The organism is Thermoleptolyngbya sp. PKUAC-SCTB121 (genome assembly GCF_016919485.1).
Lineage (GTDB): Bacteria > Cyanobacteriota > Cyanobacteriia > Elainellales > Elainellaceae > Thermoleptolyngbya > Thermoleptolyngbya sichuanensis.
Genome location: NZ_CP070366.1, coordinates 1606683 through 1626081, shown reverse-complemented (window position 1 = coordinate 1626081; position 19399 = coordinate 1606683). Strand labels below are relative to the sequence as shown.

17 protein-coding genes are annotated in these 19399 nt (G+C 57.5%); 5 read left to right on the top strand and 12 right to left on the bottom strand.

Annotated features, from left to right (window positions below):
• The first annotated feature begins 344 nt into the window (after nucleotides 1–344).
• Nucleotides 345–1583: a septal ring lytic transglycosylase RlpA family protein gene (locus tag JTM80_RS22635; protein WP_172353282.1), complete on the top strand. Its 1239-nt coding sequence runs from the start codon at nucleotides 345–347 to the stop codon at nucleotides 1581–1583.
• A gap of 339 nt (nucleotides 1584–1922) precedes the next feature.
• Here the strand turns inward: JTM80_RS22635 and nth are convergent, their stop codons facing one another.
• The 4 genes from nth to gcvT all read right to left on the bottom strand — a co-directional run bounded on the left by nth (nucleotide 1923) and on the right by gcvT (nucleotide 5502).
• Nucleotides 1923–2585 carry an endonuclease III gene (nth, locus tag JTM80_RS06860; RefSeq protein WP_225906782.1) on the bottom strand — a complete coding sequence of 221 codons (663 nt, stop codon included), beginning with the start codon at nucleotides 2583–2585 and terminating at the stop codon, nucleotides 1923–1925.
• A 96-nt stretch (nucleotides 2586–2681) separates the two neighbouring features.
• Nucleotides 2682–3773 carry an RIP metalloprotease RseP gene (gene rseP, locus JTM80_RS06855; RefSeq protein ID WP_172353284.1) on the bottom strand — a complete coding sequence of 364 codons (1092 nt, stop codon included), beginning with the start codon at nucleotides 3771–3773 and terminating at the stop codon, nucleotides 2682–2684.
• A gap of 107 nt (nucleotides 3774–3880) precedes the next feature.
• Complete coding sequence (gene gcvH, locus JTM80_RS06850) at nucleotides 3881–4276, bottom strand: glycine cleavage system protein GcvH (protein ID WP_172353285.1); 396 nt, start codon at nucleotides 4274–4276, stop codon at nucleotides 3881–3883.
• Nucleotides 4277–4413: 137 nt separating this feature from the next.
• Entirely contained in the window at nucleotides 4414–5502 is a 1089-nt protein-coding gene (gene gcvT / locus JTM80_RS06845; RefSeq protein ID WP_205370832.1) for a glycine cleavage system aminomethyltransferase GcvT, read from the bottom strand.
• Between the two features lie 190 nt (nucleotides 5503–5692).
• Between gcvT and gloA the strand changes: the two genes are divergently transcribed.
• Nucleotides 5693–6118 (top strand): lactoylglutathione lyase, encoded by a 426-nt coding sequence (gene gloA / locus JTM80_RS06840; RefSeq protein WP_068508689.1) that lies wholly within the window; start codon nucleotides 5693–5695, stop codon nucleotides 6116–6118.
• A gap of 74 nt (nucleotides 6119–6192) precedes the next feature.
• On the opposite strand, the gene JTM80_RS06835 is transcribed toward gloA, so the two are convergent.
• Both JTM80_RS06835 and JTM80_RS06830 read right to left on the bottom strand, forming a co-directional pair.
• Complete coding sequence (locus JTM80_RS06835) at nucleotides 6193–6639, bottom strand: dTDP-4-dehydrorhamnose 3,5-epimerase (RefSeq protein ID WP_172353287.1); 447 nt, start codon at nucleotides 6637–6639, stop codon at nucleotides 6193–6195.
• Between the two features lie 221 nt (nucleotides 6640–6860).
• Nucleotides 6861–8447 (bottom strand): glucose-6-phosphate isomerase, encoded by a 1587-nt coding sequence (locus JTM80_RS06830; RefSeq protein WP_172358696.1) that lies wholly within the window; start codon nucleotides 8445–8447, stop codon nucleotides 6861–6863.
• 151 nt (nucleotides 8448–8598) lie between these two features.
• Between JTM80_RS06830 and JTM80_RS06825 the strand changes: the two genes are divergently transcribed.
• Nucleotides 8599–8802, top strand: coding sequence for a hypothetical protein (locus JTM80_RS06825; RefSeq protein WP_205370831.1), 204 nt, complete (start codon nucleotides 8599–8601; stop codon nucleotides 8800–8802).
• A 13-nt stretch (nucleotides 8803–8815) separates the two neighbouring features.
• Nucleotides 8816–9829, top strand: coding sequence for a pentapeptide repeat-containing protein (locus JTM80_RS06820; RefSeq protein WP_172353289.1), 1014 nt, complete (start codon nucleotides 8816–8818; stop codon nucleotides 9827–9829).
• 46 nt (nucleotides 9830–9875) lie between these two features.
• Here the strand turns inward: JTM80_RS06820 and JTM80_RS06815 are convergent, their stop codons facing one another.
• Both JTM80_RS06815 and bchB read right to left on the bottom strand, forming a co-directional pair.
• Nucleotides 9876–11255 (bottom strand): hypothetical protein, encoded by a 1380-nt coding sequence (locus JTM80_RS06815; RefSeq protein ID WP_172353290.1) that lies wholly within the window; start codon nucleotides 11253–11255, stop codon nucleotides 9876–9878.
• Between the two features lie 79 nt (nucleotides 11256–11334).
• On the bottom strand, nucleotides 11335–12861 hold the full coding sequence (gene bchB, locus JTM80_RS06810) for a ferredoxin:protochlorophyllide reductase (ATP-dependent) subunit B (RefSeq protein WP_205370830.1): 1527 nt from the start codon (nucleotides 12859–12861) through the stop codon (nucleotides 11335–11337).
• Between the two features lie 104 nt (nucleotides 12862–12965).
• Between bchB and JTM80_RS06805 the strand changes: the two genes are divergently transcribed.
• Entirely contained in the window at nucleotides 12966–13103 is a 138-nt protein-coding gene (locus JTM80_RS06805) for a hypothetical protein (protein ID WP_172353292.1), read from the top strand.
• Between the two features lie 131 nt (nucleotides 13104–13234).
• Here JTM80_RS06805 and JTM80_RS06800 read toward each other — a convergent pair whose 3' ends face one another.
• The 4 genes from JTM80_RS06800 to JTM80_RS06785 form a co-directional block, all read right to left on the bottom strand.
• The gene (locus JTM80_RS06800) at nucleotides 13235–14005 is read right to left on the bottom strand and encodes a DUF429 domain-containing protein (protein WP_205370829.1); all 771 of its coding nucleotides are present in this window, start codon (nucleotides 14003–14005) and stop codon (nucleotides 13235–13237) included.
• 740 nt (nucleotides 14006–14745) lie between these two features.
• Nucleotides 14746–15648, bottom strand: a complete 903-nt coding sequence (locus JTM80_RS06795; protein WP_205370828.1) for an SGNH/GDSL hydrolase family protein — start codon at nucleotides 15646–15648, stop codon at nucleotides 14746–14748.
• Between the two features lie 141 nt (nucleotides 15649–15789).
• A complete protein-coding gene (locus JTM80_RS06790; protein WP_205370827.1) occupies nucleotides 15790–17394 on the bottom strand; it encodes an ammonium transporter in 1605 nt (534 codons plus the stop codon).
• 471 nt (nucleotides 17395–17865) lie between these two features.
• The gene (locus JTM80_RS06785; RefSeq protein WP_205370825.1) at nucleotides 17866–19038 is read right to left on the bottom strand and encodes a cysteine desulfurase family protein; all 1173 of its coding nucleotides are present in this window, start codon (nucleotides 19036–19038) and stop codon (nucleotides 17866–17868) included.
• Nucleotides 19039–19399: the final 361 nt, after the last annotated feature.

Sequence of the window (19399 nt, the reverse complement as noted above, 5' to 3'; positions counted from 1 at the left end):
GTGTAAAGTTTTCCACGCATGTTGGGGAACCCTGATCCCCAGGCAAAATTTCCTATGCTAGGCTAAGTCAGTTCCACAGCCATAAGTTGAACACGAAATGAGTACGAGTTGAGCGGTCAGCCGTTAGGCGACTCAAAGATTTTCTGCCTGGTGCAGATTTTTTGAGGTGCTTTGCGGATGGTCTGCTTCGATTGAACCCGATACGGCGCTGACTCACTACTGGTCAATGCGTCTGTGCTTAGTGTGCTTGGCGTGATGGACGGCCGTCAGAGTATTTTTGCGGCGATCGCCATCCCAAAGCTGGTTCAAGGTCTCGGCTCACCATGTCCTTCACTATGGAGTGTATGTCTCAGAAACTTTGGAGCGGCCTCACGACTGCCGCCTTCCTGTTCACTGCTCTAGCACCTGTCTCGGCTGCCTTTGCAGACGCACAGACAGATCTCGCTAGCGAGGGTGACGAGGTTTCCCAGGAAAAGGTTCCCTCCCTGGATGCCTCAGCCGAGCTAGGTTCCCCTGAGCCACTGTCTGCAACCGTGGGTAGCGCCTCGGAAACAGATACAGTCCAGCCCGGAGCTATTTCGGAAACCCCGTCCACTCGTCGGATTGCTGCCGCCCTCGGCGAAGTCCGCAAGGTGGGCGAGTATCAAGACCAGGAAGAAACAGATACCGCTGAAGACTTGACGGTCACCATCATTCCGCATGAGGTGAACAACCGCTCATCAGCCACGCTCCGTATTCAGAGCATTCCTGTCTTCACGTTTTTGGGTGCCGTCACCCAGCCCGATCCATCATCGGTTTCTACAGCAGGCGCTTTAGACAACGCGGCTGAAGGTAGGGCGACTGGCGAATCGGAAACGGTCAAGCGCCCAACCCCACCCGAAGCAGATGCGTCTGCGGTGGTGCCTGGGCAGCCCGATTCCGGCTCAAGTGCAACGGCGGACGCCTCGGCCGACCCGATGCAGCGAGCTGGGGCGATCGCCGCTCGATTGCGCCAGATCCACCGAGATGGCACCAGCGCCGAAACGATTACTGTCCGCTGGGATGCCCAGCGCGAGCGCTACGTCATCCAGGTTGGCAGTGAAGAGCTAATCGAGATGAACGCCGACATCATCTTGCCGGACACTACGCGCAACCCAGCCGAAGACGCGCTGCAAGCCACCAATCGTCTTCGTCGCTTGTTGGGCAGCGCCCCCCCGCTGCAAGATATCCAAGATCGTCCCCGTCCTGCGGTTCGAGTGTCAGTGTCTCCTGCGAACCGAACAGGCAGTACGCGAGTTGCATCAGGCATTGCATCCTGGTATGGCCCCGGATTCCACGGCAACCGCAGCGCCAGCGGCGAAGTGTTTAACCAAAACGCCATGACCGCTGCCCACCGCTATTTGCCCTTTGGAACCCAGGTGCGCGTGACCAACCTCAACACCGGACAATCGGTGGTGGTTCGCATCAACGATCGGGGCCCATTCTCACGGGGTCGAGTGATTGACCTATCGGCGGGAGCTGCCCGCGCCATCGGCATGATCGGCAGCGGCATCGCACCTGTCAGTCTGGAGGTTATCGGTCGCAGCCAAACGGCATCGCGCTAATGCCAAAGGATGTAGCACTGCTTTGCTAGCGTCTATATAAGTAAGCATAAGTAAGCGCAGTTTGGAAAGCCCCTTTTGGTACGCATGTTTGAAGCAACGATTTGAAGCAACAGACTGTCGCTGAAGCGATATCTCGCGATCAGAACTGTCCCGGTGTCAGCAATACGGCTGTGGAACGCATCGGCTAGATGTTGCTACCAAAACCCAAAGAGCTTATCGCAAGTGCGTAAGTCCTGTAACTAAAGCTGGGAGCGATTCACCAATCAACTCCCAGCTTTTTGTTTAGCCTTGAGCAGGGGCTATGAAGCTACGAAATCAAGGCTCAAGGAGCGCAGGTTCCTATATAGGTGCAGGCGTTGTCGCCAGTGCAGCTTTTGTCGGGTCGGCGGAGGGGCAGAGATCGACCAACTGGCAGCGATCGCACGCCGGGTTCCGCGCATTGCACACAGCCCGCCCGTGATAAATCAGGCGAATCGACCAGTTTTCCCAGTCGGGCTGAGGCAACAGCTTCATCAGGTCGCGCTCAATTTGCACGGGTTCCGTGTGCGTCGTCAGCCCAAGTCGCTGGCTCAGCCGCTTGACGTGAGTATCCACCGTCACGCCCGCATTAATCCCAAAGGCATGAGCCAGCACCACGTTTCCAGTCTTGCGGGCCACACCCGGCAGCGTCAGCAGTTCCTCCATCGTCTGCGGCACCTGTCCCCCAAAATCAGTGACGATTTTGCGACAGGCTCCCTGGATATTTTTTGCCTTATTGCGATAAAACCCTGTAGAGCGCACCAGCTCTTCAAGCTCTGCCAGGTCTGCACTCGCCATTGATGCTGCATCCGGGAAGCGGCGAAATAGCTCCGGTGTTACCTTATTCACCCGCTCATCCGTACACTGGGCCGACAGGATTGTAGCCACGAGCAATTGGACGGGCGTTTCATAATCTAGCGAACAGGTCGCATCCGGGTAGAGCCGCCTCAGCCGCTCCAAGATCTCCAGCGCCCGAGTTTCCAAAGCTCGCTGCTTCTGTCCCGCCCGTCTTGGCACGCAATCTCTTCCTTGTCTAGAGCTTATCTAAAGCACGTTCCCGACGCAGGTCACTGAAGCAAATTACTGAAGCAAATTTCTGAAAAAGGACAGTTGGGTAGTGTCTCGCACAATCAGAAACACGCCCAGCCCCAGCAGCAGCATCAATCCCGTCTGCATGACGCTCTCCTGGAAGCGAGTGGGCAGTGGTTTCCCGCGCAACGCCTCGATCAGCAGAAACGCCAACTGTCCGCCATCCAGCGCAGGCAGCGGCAGAATATTAATAATTGCCAGATTGATGCTGATGATGGCCGTGAACGGGAACAGGTTAATCCAGTCATTTGCCGCTAGGTTTGCGCCCTGCTCCACAATCTTGACCGGGCCAGCCACCTGCCCTGACACCGACGAGAAGTTCGTAATCAGCGAGACAAAGCCCTGAACCGTCCGCGAGAACATATCCTGAAACTCTCTGGCAGCAAGGCTGAACACCTCGAAGAGTCCATTTGGACGGCGAAACTCAACCTTGCCATTCGGGTTCAGCACTACGCCAATCTTGCCTACGCCTTCGGCATCTGGCTTTGGCGTAACGCTGAGATTGACCTGACCCGAATTGCGCTGAACGGTCAGATTAATGGGGCGATTTGGACTTGTAGTAATCGCCTCCATCAGCGCTTTCTGAGCGGCTTCGCCTTCGCCCAGGCTTTGCCCATTGACCGCCAGCACAATGTCGCCATCCTGCACACCTGCCAGCGCAGCCGGCGAATCGGTGGACACTACCTGCGGGATCAGCACGCCCGGTTCATAGTTAAACGCCTGTGGCACGCCAACAACTGCCACTTGCGTAACGAATACCAGATAGGCAAACAGCAGATTCGCAATTACCCCGGCGCTGATCACGATCGCCCGATCGAGTACGCCGCGATTCCGCATCAGGTTGGGGTCGTTGGGCGGAATGTCGCTGTCGGGGTCGTCGTCGGGAAAACCCACGAAACCGCCTAGCGGAATGGCGCGAATCGCATACTCCGTTTCGGGGCCCTGATACTTCCACAAAATCGGTCCAAAGCCCAGGGAAAACCGATTGACATGAATCCCCTGGAGCCGCGCCGCCAGGAAGTGCCCCAGCTCGTGAACAAAGATTAGGAGTGCAAGAACTGCGATCGCCGCCAAAACCGACATAAGCTAGCCTGAGTTACTACTTTACAGTGCGTGCTTACGACGCATCTTTACAATGCGCGTTTACAACGCATATTTGTTCATTCTAAAGGGATTCCCGGATTGATGGGTTACCCCTCCTCTCCCTCCACCAGCGCTACATACTCTTCCATCGACAGCGCATCGTCTAGCTCGGCTCCATCGCTGACCTCCACTTTGAGCAGCCAGGCCGTGCCGTAGGGGTCGTCGGCAAGCTGCTCTGGCGCGTCAAGCAGGGGGTCATTGCGCTCGATCACCTTGCCAGAGAGGGGCGCTTTTAGGTCTTCGACAGCCTTGACCGATTCCACAGTGCCAAAGGTTTCGCCCCTTTCCAGCGCGTCGCCAACTTCGGGCAGTTCTAAAAACACGATGTCGCCAAGCTGATCAACCGCAAAAGCCGTGATGCCTATCGTGGCGGTATCTCCATCCAGGCGGATGTACTCGTGAGAATCTGTGTATTTCAGATCTTCGGGATATTCCAGGCTCATAGGTTTGGGCGCAATGAAGCATACAGGAAAAGATTACCGTAATTTTCGGCGTTGGTCGGTCTGATTTCCGACAGGGCTGGGGCTTGATCAGCGCTCACAAATCAGCGTTTTTGCAAGTCAGCGTTTTCAGAGTCTTTTCAGCGTTTATAGAAGGGGCGCTTGACGACGGTGGCCGGGTAGCTCTTGCCGCGAATTTCGACTTCCAGGATTTGCCCGATTTTGGCAAGGTCGGCGAGGACAGAGGCCAGGGCGATGGGGTAGCCCAGCGTGGGCGAGAGCGTGCCGCTGGTGACTTTGCCGATGGGTTCGCCGCTGTGCAGCACGGGGTAATCGTGGCGGGCGATGTTGCGACCTGTAAGCTGTAAGCCGATGAGCCTGCGAGAAACGCCGTCCTGCTTTTGCTGCACAAGGACATCCCGCCCGATGAACTCTGGCACTTTGTCGAGATGCACTAGCCAGCCGAGGCCGGCTTCGAGGGGCGTGGTGGTGTCGTCGATGTCCTGGCCGTAGAGCGCCATCGCCGCCTCTAGCCGCAGCGTATCGCGGGCCCCCAGTCCGCAGGGCACTGCGCCTGCATCGAGGAGCGATCGCCACAATTCGCGTCCTGTTTCTGGCTCCACCATCACCTCAAAGCCGTCTTCGCCCGTATAGCCTGTCCGCGCCATAAACCCTGGTTTTCCTAAAACATGGCCTTCGAGATGCCCGAATTTCGGCACGTTCGATAAATCTTCTTCGACAAACTTTTGCAGCGTGACGACGGCATCGGGCCCCTGGACGGCCAGTAAAGCGCGATCGCCCGACCAATCCTCCAATTCCACCCCTGAAAGATGTGCCAATAGCCACGTCTTGTCTTTCTCAGTCGTCGCCGCGTTCACAATCAGGTCTGCCCGGTCTGTCCCCTGGGCATAAATAATGAAGTCGTCCACAATGCCGCCCTGCGGATTCAGCAGCACGGTGTATTGCGCCATGCCCGGTTGCAGCCCGCCCAGATCTGTGGGCACTAGCCGCTGAAGCTGGGTCAAGATTGCCTCGCCACGCAGCACAAACTTGCCCATGTGGGAAATGTCGAACACGCCGACGCTCTGCCGCACGGCCTGATGCTCCTGTGTGATGCCGCCAAACTGCACGGGCATCTCCCAGCCCGAAAACGAAGTCATGCGGGCTTTTTGGGCGATCGCCAAATCATACAGCGGCGTTCTGCGGAGCGCGTCAGTCATAGAAGACATTACCGAAATGGGTCAAATATTAGCTGACTGTAGCCTGAGTATAGAAGGCGGGGCAAGGTGGTGCGAGTGGGGCGAGTGGACGAATCAGAGAATTAGCGCTAGACCCCGTTCTCCCAAAGCCGCGTCACGCCAAAACCCTGCCCTAGAATTAGGAGGGAACACAGCAACGGAGACACAAGAGGCGAACGCTATGAGAATGCTGCATACGATGCTGCGCGTGGGCAACCTGGAAAAGTCGCTGGCGTTTTATTGCAATGTGCTGGGAATGAAGCTGCTGCGCCAGAAAGATTATCCCGGTGGCGAGTTTACGCTGGCGTTTGTGGGCTACGGCGACGAGGCAGATCACACCGTGCTGGAGTTGACCTACAACTGGGGCACGGACAAGTATGACCTGGGCAATGGCTATGGCCACATTGCGCTGGGCGTGGAAGATATTTACAAGACGTGCGATCGTATTCGAGAACTCGGCGGCAAGGTGACGCGAGAGCCTGGCCCCATGAAGCACGGCTCGACGGTAATCGCCTTTGTGGAAGATCCCGACGGCTATAAGGTGGAGCTGATTCAACTGGGCACCCAGGGATCGGCGCAAAAGCAGGAAACGGCCGCAACGGCATAGCGAAAAGGGGGGCAGGAAGCCGCGTGCATTCCTCGCTCAGCCGAGCTCCTGCCCCCGTGCAGCAGCCTGAATCCTTAGCTTGCGATCCCAATGGGATACTCCAACTCCGCTAGCGCGGCGCGAGCCTTCACAAAATCAAACGGCATCGGCGGTTTCATCGGACGATAGTCTTTGGGGTGGGCATCGCCATGTCTCAGCACTGCGTTCACCAAAAAGCACGGCTCGGAACCCAGATGGATCGCGGCGTGTGGAATGCCGGGGGGAATCGTGACCACCGTGGGGTGGCGATCGCTCAAGGGAATATATTGATACTCGCGGTTTTGTAGCACCACCAGCACAAAACTGCCGCGCACCACCAGAAGCTGGTCGGTCTGGAAGTGGTGGACGAATAAATCATCAATCATGCCCGCCGGAATACTGACCAGCATCGTTTCATTGCTGGACTGGGGGGTATAAAACTCAGCCATGCCGCCCTTGATCGAGGTCAACGGGCGAATTTCAACGCGACCTTTCAGACCCATATCAGCACCTCATCTGTGAGCGTACAGTTTTAGCCTATACGTCCACTATAAAAAGATTGTTACTGAAATGGCAAAACTGGCACGTTTCGTGATAGAAAACCTCTTCTTTTTTACCAGGCGTGATCCTGCATAGGCAGGGGCAGAGCGCCAAACTCCCCACCCCTGCCAAACGGGTTGATCTGTCGCACCGATCGCGCCGGAGACTCAAGCCACAAACCCGACTAGCGGCCAGAAACCGTCAGGCTGCTGGGCTTGCCCAGATCTCCGGCCAGCGTAATGCCGCGACTATTGGCGCTGAGATGGCGGACGATGAGATAAACCGTTTCTACCTGGTCAGATGCGCCGATCTTGTCCGCCAGTTCTGCCAGCGAGAGGGGTTGCCCGGTGGCCTTGAGGGTAGCGACGATTTGCCGCTGCAACTCCAGCACCGAGGCCGCTGCCTTTTTGCCTGCTTCTACACCGGGCTGGTGGTAGGCGTTGATATTCACCAGCGAGGCATAGAGGCTAACGGCCCGCTCGTATAGCGCGATCAGTGCGCCGACGATGCGCGGCGTGACTTGGGGAACCGTCACCGTGATCGAGTCGCGCTGGTTTTCGTAGAGCGCCTGACGAGTGCCTTGTAGCAGCCCCGATAGAAAATCGCCGCTGGTGGCTCCGGGTTCCACCTCGATCGAGTCGCCCTGGCGATCGCCCAGCACCTCAATAAACGTGACAAAGAAATTGGGCACACCCTCCCGAAGCTGCTGCACATAGGCGTGTTGGTCAGTAGATCCCTTGTTGCCGTAGACCGCAATGCCCTGATAGACCTTATTGCCGTCGAGATCGGTTTCTTTGCCCAGCGACTCCATCACCAGCTGCTGCAAATAGCGTGAAAACAGCAGCAGGCTGTCTTTGTAGGGCAGCATCACCATGTCTTTTTCGCCCTTGCCGTTGCCCGCGTAATACCAGCACAGCGCTAGGAGGGCGGCAGGATTGTTGCGAAGATCGGGGACGCGGGTGGCTTCGTCCATTTCCTTTGCGCCGTCCAGCATGGCCTGGATATCAATACCTTGCAGCGCCGCAGGCAGCAAGCCCACGCTGGAGAGTTCGGAGGTGCGACCGCCCACCCAGTCTTGCATGGGAAAAGTGGCCAGCCAGCCCTCGGACTTGGCAATGCCATCCATCTTGCTACCGGGCATGGTGACAGCGACGGCATGTTGCCCAAAGTTTAGCCCGTGCTTTTCGTAAAACTGCTTGACTTCCAACATGCCATTGCGGGTTTCGGGCGTGCCGCCGGATTTGCTGGTAACCAGAACCAGCGTGCTGTTCAGCCGGTCTTTGAGCCGATTTAGCACGCGATCCATGCCTGCGGGGTCGGTGTTGTCAATGAAGTGAATTTTGAGCGGCGCGGGTTCTGGGCCGAGCGCTTCGGCGACAAACTGCGGACCGAGGGCAGATCCACCGATGCCGACCGATAGCAGGTCGGTAAATTTCGTGGCTTGGGGCGGGCGAATTTCGCCTGCATGAATTTTGGCAACAAACTCTTTGATGCTGGCCAGGGTATCCACGATTTCGGCTTTGATCTCCGGACTGGGCGAGAGGTCGGGGTTTCGCAGCCAGTAGTGGCCGACCATGCGGTTTTCGTCGGGGTTGGCGATCGCCCCTGCTTCCAGCGCCGCCACGTCCTTAAACGCTTTCTCAAACTTGGGTTTCATGCGCTCCACAAAGTCATCGGCAAAGCGCATCCGGCTAATATCGAGATACAGACCCAGCCCTTCATGAAAGTAAAGCCAGTCTTGATAGCGTTGCCAGAGTGCAGTGGCATCCATCATTGTTTTTACCCTTTGCATTCATCACCCCACAGTTTAGCGGCCCGGTTTGCAAGACAGATGAAGCTTTGGACACGTCAATTATTTAGATTTCCCGTAGCTCGGATGAGTTTTTGCGGGGTCTTGCTTAGAGTTGCTGTAGAGGCGCGGGATGGGGACGACGGGCGATCGCCCCGATCAACTGATCCCAACAAACGGCTCAACCCAACTCATGGCAATCGAGGCGGCGATTTTGGGCGCAGCGCAGACCAACCCCCATTCGGCCGCCGCCATCGGCAATCAGTCGGCGATCAACCGGCGATCAATCTATGATGCAGAGAGGATTTCCGCCATCCCCGCGCCCCTGGGGAAATGATATGGTGTTCTAGATGAAAGACCTCGAACACTACTACCGAGTCCTGGATTTGGAGCCTGGTGCGTCCCTCGAAGAGGTGAACCAGGCTTACAAAGACTTGGTGTTTGTATGGCATCCCGATCGAATTCCGACTGATAACGAGCGACTGCATCAGAAGGCGCAGGAAAAGATTAAGGAAATTAACCAGGCGCGCGATCGCCTCCGCACCTTTTTGAAATCCGACGCTGGATCAAGCGCTGCCGCCAGCCCATCGGCTCAATCCACCAGCAGCGCTCGTCCAGAGCCATCCCGCCCCTCCTATTCCCGCGCCCGCTATCGCCCGCCCGCCCGCCCCGGATACGCCCAAGGCTCCACTTATAAAGGTGCATCCGACCCCAGTTCTTCCTATCGCGGCGCAGGCTATCCCGGTAGCGCGTACTCAAGCTATCCCGGTGCTGGGTCGTCTGGCTCCAGTTATTCCGAATCCACCTATTCTCACTCCACAGCCAGAGGAACGGCTGGCCCATCAGGACACCACTCCACGCGGCCGCCCAGCGGGAATGGCAACAGCGCCCACGCCTCCGGCAATAGCCACACCAGCCACACGCATCCAGGCAATTCCCACAGCAGCCACACCAGCCCGCCTCCGCCGGAACCGCCGCCCCGTCCCCCCCGTCGCCAAGACCCCGACCTCAGCGGCAGTGACCTGAGCGGGCGCGATCTGCGCGAAAAAGACCTGAGCGGACGCAACCTGAGCAACGCCAACCTCAGCGATGCCAACCTTAGCGATGCCTTTTTGCACCGCGTTAACCTGAACCATGCCAACTTGGAGCGGGCTAACCTGTTTCGCGCCAATTTGCTAGAAGCCGATCTCAGTCACGCCAACCTGCAAGATGCCAACCTGATTGGCGCAGACCTCAGCGGGGCAGACCTGCGCGGCGCAAACCTGCGCGGGGCCCGCATGGGCGTGAAGGATCGGATCATGGTGAAGATGACGGGGGCGTACCTCAGTGGGGCAATCATGCCGGATGGAGAGGTTCATGCCTGACGGGGGGCTAGATTCGGAGAACATCGCGCCCTCACTCTCCCTCTACTCACTCTCTCTCTACCAGCACCAAATAGCCCACCAAGTCTGAGGGAGACGCTGCGCCACTCGCCTGGGTCAGGGCTTGCAAAATAGCAGGCATATCGGCCTGTTGCAGATTGCCGGATTCGTCGTATTGCTCCAGGGCAGAGAGGCAGCCAATCGCAGGACTCCAGCCATAGCTATGGGGGAAGCGGGCGCTGTTGGCAAAAAAGGCGGGGTCTTCGCCGGAGCCGTGGATGCGAAAGAGTCCCCGACCCATGCGCCCGGCCCAATAGCTTTGGTAAATCGGGAAATAATTGCGCCAGGACGGGGGCAGCAGGGCGCGATATTGGGCGATCGCCCCCACGGTTCCCGGCTGTCCTGGCAAGAATTCCCGCACGCCGGCCTCATGGGGCACGTACAGATTCACGCGGGGAAACTGCCCGTAGGCGCGGAAGGTGTCAGCACTGGGCGATCGCACGCCTTCAATCCGATAAATGCCCTGGGGTGTGTCGCCCCGCGTCAGGTTCCAGCGTAGCCCGTGGAGCGATCGCCGCAGCAGTGGCACTGACCATCGCGTCCCGTCTGCCCGTTCCACAAACGCTCCTGTCCAGTCTTTGACCGTCAGTTGACACAGGGCCGTGCGATCGCGCGGACACAAGACATAGGCGTGCATCTGGTTGGGCGCAATTTGCCAGTCCAGCAAATCTTGCAGCGGCGGCAGGGCCGGCGGCGCATCCAGTGCTGCCACGTCGCGCAGGGTCGTTTCCAAAAGCGGCTCCTGCTGCCAGGTGGAGAAGCGCTGCCGGACGCGATCGCCCCACTGCCGACGATCTGCCGGATGGTCTGTAGCCTGCGCCAGAGCCGAGAGGGCGATCGCTACCCAGCGGGGGTTCTCGCTGCGCTCTAGGACTTGCTGAAACTGTGCTGCAATTTGCGGAGACGAGGTTTCGCCGAGCAAGCGCTGCGTCCCCACCTGAAGCGCCATTTCCACCACCGACCGCTGCGCCGACGAAAACCCCAGCTCATCGGGCGAATAGGCAAACTCTAGCAGCCGCGCGATGGCCGCATCGATCGATTCATCGGCCGGTTCCAAGATTGCTGTCGCCCACAGCAGCCCGCGCCAGTGGACGACCGTCTCCTCCGTCAGGGGATATTGCGCTAGGTCATAGTGTTCTGGACGAATTTTGTCCTGCTGTTCTTGGCGGAATGCCTGACGTGCGGCGGCGGTGGCCTGCGGCTGGCGGGTTCCGGCAAGGGCAGCCGTAGCCATGCCGACACTGAGCAGCACCCCCACAGCCAGCACTCGCCCAGCCCAAAACGCCAAAGCAACAGGCTGAACGGCTGTCTGGAACGGGTAGGGCGATCGCCCATGCGTTAAACGGTTCGCTAAACTGCTGGAATTCACTGAGAAGAAAACTATCGAAACATCAGGCACATCACTGTCCCTGCAAATCTTAGCAAACCCGCATTTCAGCGGTCTCGCTCTATGCGCCGACGGCTTCTTTGGCCGCGTAGAGGACTTCGGCGGTGATAGTTTCAATCCCGCGATCGCGGGCAAATTTTTCGGTGTTGCGCTTCACCTTGCCGCGCACAAAGCCGGGAATGCGGTTCAGTTCTGCTAGACCATCCTTGCTCCACGCCAGATCAGAATCCGCCGAAACGCCCTTCGTAATGACCTCTTTGGTATCGTGCCCGCCAAAGATTTCCAGCAGGTGATCTTCCATGCCCAGCGTGAAGGAGTTGTAGATCAAATCCGCGATCTGATTCGTCCCTTCGTACCCCATAAATGGTTTATAGCCGATGGGGAAATTCTGGATATGAATCGGCGCGGCGATTACCCCACAGGGGATATCCAGCCGTTTGCCGACGTGGCGCTCCATTTGCGTACCAAAGATGGCAGCGGGTTCCAACCGGGCGATCGCATCTCCAATTGCACCATTGTCATCGCTGATCAAAATCTCATCGCAGTAGCCGCGCACCTGTTCACGAAACCATTCAGCATCGTATTTGCAATAGGTTCCCGCCAGCACCACACGAATGCCCATTTCCCGCGCCAGGATCTTGGTAATCGCCGCTGCGTGAGTGTTGTCGCCAAACACGACCGCCTTTTTACCCGTTAGGTTTTGACAGTCAATCGAGCGCGAAAACCAGGCCGCTTGCGAGACGAACAGCGTCTGGTCTTGAATGAACGATTCATAGTCTACGTTTGCGCCCTGCTGGTTCAAAATGATTTGAATTGCTCGAATACAGCGAGCTGTTTCCACCACACCCATTGGCGTAATGTCTACAAAGGGCATTTCAAATTCAGCTTGCAAATACTCCGCAGTCATGCGCCCCAGTTCGCGATAGGGAACCAGGTTAAACCAAGCGCGGGGCAGGTTCTTTAGCTCATGCACCGATGCGCCTTCAGGAATGACCGCGTTGACCTGAATGCCCAGGTCACCCATCAGTTTTTTCAGTTCGCGACAGTCGTGCTGATTGTGAAATCCCAGCGTGGAAATACCGATGATATTGACGGATGGCTCCGTCGTTTTATCCGTCCGCAAATCATCTTTTTTGCGGGCCTTTTCAATGTAAAACTGCACGATTTGATGCAGCGTGCGATCGCCCGCTTGCAGTTCATTCACCCGGTAATGATTCACATCTGCCAGCAGCACATCGCTTTTCGCCTCTAGCTGCGCCCGCTCGACAAAGTTCTGCAAATCTTCTTGCAAAATGCTGGACGTGCAGGTGGGTGTCAGCACGATTAGATCGGGGCGTTCTTCTTTGTCTTTGCGCGTGATATTGTCTACTACTTTTTCCTGCGAACCGCGTGCCAAAACGTTGCGATCCACAATACTCGCCGTGACAGGCGTGAAGTCTCGCTCCCGTTCCAGCATCGATCGCATCACGTTGAAATAGTCGTCCCCCAACGGCGCGTGCATAATGGCGTGGACGTTCTTGAAGGAACTGGCTACCCGCAATGTGCCAATGTGGGCTGGGCCAGCGTACATCCAGTAGGCAAGTTTCATAGGGGTTTGGAGTTGGGGACAAGGAGGCGCAGCAAGCCCAGATGTAGAGCGGGCACTGGCTCCGTTTACGATATTCGATTGTCGCAGAGGATGGGGAACCCGGGGTGCGGGCTGTAACGGACGGAAATGTGGGGTTTAGCCAGAGAGCGATCGCCCAATCTCTTGCCTGGTCGATGTTGTGGCGATCGCCCTCCACCCATGTCCCTGCACCTACCGCAATGATTCTTGAGATTTCGTCATAACCTGCAAGCTCTGAAACCTGACCCCCGGCACAGGGCAGACAAATGCGCTTGGGGCCTCAACGAGATCAACGAGATTGCTGAAGAGAACCACTGGCTAAACCTGCGTCAGGTATTGGATGTGGGGCTTGAGCTTATCCCACTGGCATGGCCGCTACTGCATGGCTTGACGGGTCAGCAGCGGGGGCAGGAACGACAATGTAGCCCTGAGTGCGATCGCCCAACACCCAGTTTCTTGCCTCGCCCCAATACCACCAGTGGGCGGCAATGTAGGCACACACAATGCTGTCGAGCATGTCTTCTACGGCCTTCAAGTCCACACCGCGCATGGGAATATTGGGCAGGGTTTGATCGGGCATAAAATGCAGCGCTGGGGTCAGGACAGGCAGCACGGTCAGGACATAATGCCGCAGTTTAGCGAGTTCGGCACGACGTTCGGCAACTGTGCCCTTTTTGTATTTCAAAATGCGCGACAGCCCAAACAAATGCACCATCGCCGGGTGCGGGAAAGATTCGATTTGAAAGCGGATGGGAGCCTGGGGCTGAATTGTCGGGGCGTGGGCAAAGCCGCGAGCCTCCAGGCTGAGGCCAAGCTGCACTGTGCGCTGGGCAAACGGGAGTCCCAGATTGGCCGGATAGCAGCCCGCGTGATAGCGTCCAAAGTGCTTGTGGGCCAGGCGATCGGGGAGGCGCATTCCGGTGGCATTGGGAATTAGCGTGGGCGCATCAACTGCCACCCCCGCAGGCTCTTCTGGCGACACGCAGGCATCGATCCAGGCCAACAAGTCGGGAATATCGGCAAGACGGGTGAGATCCTTCAGCCACAGAGCGTTGTCCTGAAAAACCAAGCAACAAAGACCACTGGGCTGAGAAGTCCAGCCAAAATCGATGCCAAGAAACTTCATAAGTAGATAGACCAGATTAAAAAACAGACCCTGAACCCTGCGCCGCCCGCTGCGCGGGCGGCGCAGGGTCTTTGGGTTTTATGTTTATTTATTAATGTCCACCTATTTAGTAAGGATTTAGAAGGGATTTACGTAATTTTGATATCCCAGGCTGATATTTATTTGCATCACTCAAGCTGCATCACTCAGGCTGCATCACTCAGGGTGTATGACTCAAGTTGCATAGCTAAGTTTGGACGACCAGTAGGTTTCTGTAGCTAAAAGCCCTGGCTCCCTACTTGGTTCCTTAAATTTGGTTCCTTAAATCTTGACTGCTCCTGCCCCCACCCTAAGGAGACTCCTCATGGCTGAAATTGTTGAGTGCCCAAGCTGCGGCAAAAAGACGGTAGTCCTGGCTGGCCCCAATCTCTACCAGTGTCTCTCTTGTGACTTCAAGCGTGACCTTTCAACCCCCAAAGATCCCTCGCCCAACAACGACTTTCCCTGGATTTGGATCACGCTTATTATTCTGATGCTCATGTCTTACTTCCAGCCCATCTTGCGGGATAACCGCCCGGTTCAACAGACGCGCCGAGTCGCACCATCTTCAATGCTTTATTTTTGAAGATTTAGGAATTACGCACTAGGGCGGTTTCTCGCGGGCTTTGTCTACAAGAAACCACCCAAAATCCAGAAAGCTTGTCGTAAATGCGTAAGTCCTGGCATTTTTGAAGCAGACGCTTGCGGCGTAATCGATTGCGCTACCCGGTGGGCAGTGTTTGCCGCAGGTACAGTTGCAGCGCTGCCCGCCACACCAGGTAACCCTGCGAATTGAGATGCAAACCGTCCGTGCTGAGGAACATCTTAAGGTTGCCCTGGGCGTTGGCAAAGAGCGGATATAGATCGAGATAGTAGGCTCCCTCGGACTGGGCGATCGCCGCGAGTTGTTGATTGAGCGCCCGAATGCGGCTGTTGGGTAAGGCTAGGAGGCGATCGCGCCCTTCCCAAGTCGCCTGCTCTGCGGCATGGGGCAGGATGGACTGCACCAACACCTGCGTTCCAGGGTGGGTGTGGCGCAGATAGCGCACAATATCTCGATAGTGGGACAGGATGGCTGCATCGTCTGCGCCCCAGATTAAATCGTTGATGCCGATCATCACCACGATGGTTTGGGGCTGCACGGGATCGAGGAGATGGAGGCGTGCCCGCAGCCGATCGGTAGTGTCCCCCGAAATGCCCTGATTAATCCAGTTGCGCTCTGGCGGCAGCAGGTCGGGCGGAAACCATAGACTGATGGAATCGCCCAGCAGCACGGCCAGCCGCTCTGGTGGATTTTCGGCGGCGGCGATCGCCTCTTGCTGCAATAGGTCAACCCACTGCTGATAGTTCAGCAGGTGGCGTGTTCCGGTCTGGGTGGCGGGTGGGGGCGCAGCTTGTGGGGTCTGGGGCAACGCCTGAGACAGGGCGCTGGGCGCGAGGCGAGTGTGGTGATGCCGCAGCAGGGTTCCCGTAAGCAGGGTCAGCATCACGGCATTGGCTATCAGGGAAGCCCGCACAATTGGCGGCTGCGATCGCCACTTTGCCCGCAGTTGCCGCAGCCGAGCTTGCAGCCGGGCCCAATAGGGCGCGAGGTAGATTGCAAACTGAAGAGAGCGATCGCGCATCGGTCTTATCTCTCAGTCCTTTTTGCTCAGGGTTGAAAGCCGGATGTAAAAAGCGGCAAGCCTGATCAAGCATCAAGACTCACCGCTTATGATACTGAATCTCTTCTAGTTCTGAGGGAACCCAAGACAGAAAGTCAGCGATTAGTTCGGATTACCCGCAATGCCCGTGGAGGTGCTGCTGGTGGTGTAGACACCCGAAGGAGCGCCCGTCGCATCTTTCACAAAGCCAGCGTAGGCTTCCATGCCGTGCTCGCCAATGTCCAGACCCACCAGTTCTTCTTCAGCAGTCACTCGAATACCCATCAGAGCCTTGAGCGCATACCAGAAGATGGTAGACAGGACGGTGATGATCAAACCGCAGAGCAGCGTACCGCCAAGCTGAATGCCAAACTGGGTCAAGCCACCACCATAGAATAGACCCGCCAGTGGACCTTCGCCATCACCATACAGCGTACCGTCGGGCCCTTTGGCGAACAGACCCACTGCCAGCGTACCCCACAGACCGTTCACTAGGTGAACCGAGGTTGCGCCCACCGGGTCATCAATTCGGATGCGGTCGAAGAAGCCGACAGCCAGCACCACCAGGATGCCGCCGATCAGTCCGATGATGGCCGCAGCGCCCGCAGTAACCCAGGCGCAAGGGGCGGTGATTGCCACCAGACCGGCCAGAATGCCGTTGATCGTCATAGACAGATCAGGCTTGCCCAGTAGAGACCAAGCCGTGAAGGTCGCCGCCACGCCACCAAAGGCAGCCGCGATGTTCGTGGTCAGCGCGATGTGGGCGATCGCCGAACCGTCGCCAACCCCCATCGTCGAACCGGGGTTGAAGCCAAACCAGCCCAGCCACAGGATCAAGCAGCCCAGCGTGGCAATGCTCATGTTGTGACCCGGCAGGGCATTGGGAGTACCATCTTCGTTGTACTTGCCCAAGCGGGGACCGAGGATAGCAGCACCCATCAGCGCAGCCCAGCCACCCACGGCGTGCACCACCGTCGAACCGGCAAAATCCCAGAAGCCAGCATTGCCCAGCAAACCGCCACCCCAGACCATGTGGCCCGTGATGGGGTAAGCAAGACCCACCAGCAGCAGACTGAAGAGCATGAAGTCAATGAACTTGATGCGCTCAGCAACCGCCCCAGATACGATCGTTGCGGCAGTTCCAGCGAACACCAGCTGGAAGAAAAACTTGGCAGCCAGCGGCACGCCCGCCCAGCTAATGGCGCTGTACACGCCTTCGTAGGCATCACCCGTTGCAGGGCTATTGTCTACGCCAGAGAGGAAGAAGGGCGCAGCCGTACCAAAGAAGGGGTTGCCATCGCTGAACATCAGGCCCCAGCCGATGAACCAGTAGGCAATCGTAGACAAAGCGAACACGATTAGGTTCTTGGAAAGGATATTAACAGCGTTCTTTTGGCGGCAAAAGCCCGTTTCTAACATCCCGAAGCCTGCGTTCATAAAGAACACGAGCACCCCTGCCAGCACCACCCAGAGGGTGTCCAGCCCGACCCGCAGTTCGTCTGTGGTTGCAGCCAGAGACTCGACCGTGGGTGCATCCTGGGCGACCGCAGCCGTGCTGCTAACCAGCAGGATCAGCGCCACCAAGGGAATGCAGGCTTGCCAGGTTGGAGAGAGAGAATTGATGGTCGCCCGGGGGCGCTCTAAAAGCATTTTGGCGATCGCAGACAGACCGCGCCGATCGATCAGCGGCTGCCGTCTGTTTCGCTTTCTGAGAACTAATCTAGACATTGGTGGACGTTCCTTGAACGTAGATAAACTAATGACGCGGCTCAAAACTGACACCGCATCCCCAGATCGAAGAGGAGGGTAATAGACCAGCCCAGATTTCAAGAGCCAGGTCAGCTTGGCAGATTATATGATCGCCACCGCTCCAAGCAATTGCATCTGTGGCAAAAGATGCCAGCAGACTCAAAGCCATAGGCTCTTGCCTATGAAAACTTGGCGCAGGGCGTGAATCAATTAATACAGATTCCACCAATGAAGAGAAAGTAAATCTGTATCCTGAATTACAAAACCAGATCTTCGACCCAAATCCCTACAGGACTTACGCACTTGCAATAAGTTTTCTGGATTTTGGGCGATTTCTCGCGGGCGTAGCTCGTGAGAAATCGCCCAACTGTGTAAGTTCTATGGAAGTTTATTCAGCAGAGGCTAAGGGAGGGTACTTGACGTTAGAGCAGAATTGGGCAATCAGGAGACTTACACCACGGGCTGCTGCAAGCTTTGTCCGAGGGTCAAGCGTTCCAGGATTTGGCGGAGGGCGATCGCCGTCCAGTCGATATCGGCTTCGGTCGTATAGCGTCCCAAGGTGAGCCGAATGCCGCCTGTGGCCTGGCGATCGCCCAGTCCCATCGCCCGCAGCACAGGGCTGGGCTGGAGCTTGCCGCTGTTGCAAGCAGAGCCAGCGCTAATGCCAATACCCGCCAGGTTCATTTGGCGCACCAGGGTTCGACCCGTCAGGGCTTGTCCGTCGGCATGGCGCAGGCAAAAGCTGACGTGGTGGGGCAGTCGATGCAGGCGATCGCCCGTGGGGATGAGGTCTGGCACATCGGCCAACTGGTCAACCAGGCGATCGCGCAGGGAGACCAGCCGGGGCGTTTCGCTGGGTAGCTCGCGGGCAGCCAGTTCTGCGGCCATGCCAAATCCGGCGATCGCGCCCACAGCCTGGGTTCCCGACCGTAGTCCCTGCTCTTGGCCGCCGCCGCCCAAAAGCGGAGCCAGCGCCACGCCGGGCCGTACATACAAAGCCCCCACACCCTGGGGCCCATAGAGCTTGTGGCTGGACAGCGAGAGCAGATCTACAGGCAACCGCTGCACATCTAGCGGCAGCCGCCCCGCCACCTGCACCGCGTCGGTATGAAACCGTGCGCCATGATCGCGGGCGATCTGTCCTAGCACTTCGATCGGCTGGAGCGTCCCGATTTCACTCTGTCCGTAAATGATCGAAACCAGAACTGTGTTGGGTCGCAGGGCTGTCTGCAAGTCGGCCGGATCGACCCGCCCTTGGCGGTTGACCGGAAGCCACGTCACCTGCCAGCCCTGGCGCTCCAACTGGCGGGCTGGTTCCGTGACGGCCGAATGCTCGACGCTGGACACGATCAAATGCTGGGGCGCGGAATATTGACGTGCTATGCCACAGAGAGCCAGGTTATCAGACTCGGTGCCGCCGGAGGTAAACACAATGCTGTCAGGCGGTGCGTTGATCAGGGCAGCGACCTGGGCGCGGGCCAGTTCCAGGGCTTCGGTGGCCCGCTGCCCCCACTGATGCAGACTGGAGGGATTGCCCCACTGCTGAGTCAAAACGGCGTGCCAGCGGGCGATCGCCTCTGGGCGGGTGGGCGTGGTGGCGCTGTAGTCCAGATAAATCTGCATCGAGCATTCCCCGCAAACTCCATTTCTCAGGATATCGCGCCCCGATGGCAGCAGCGGAACATCCCTGTTCTAGCTCGATGTTCTAGCTCGATCTCAACCCGTCCCGTCTCAACTCGTGCCGTCTCAACTCGTGCCGTCTCAACTCGTGCCGTCTCAACCCGTCCCGTCTCAACTCGTGCCGTCTCAACTCGTGCCGTCTCAACTCGTGCCGTCTCAACCCGTACTGATGGAGTAGCTTGTTTTTCCATGCAAATATAAAAAATGCCAACAACTCGCTCGATCTCCCAAACTGCCCGGTAGGATAGAACCATTCTGGGGTTGCCCATCGCGTCCCTACGGTTTTCCCAAACGGTTTCCCCCA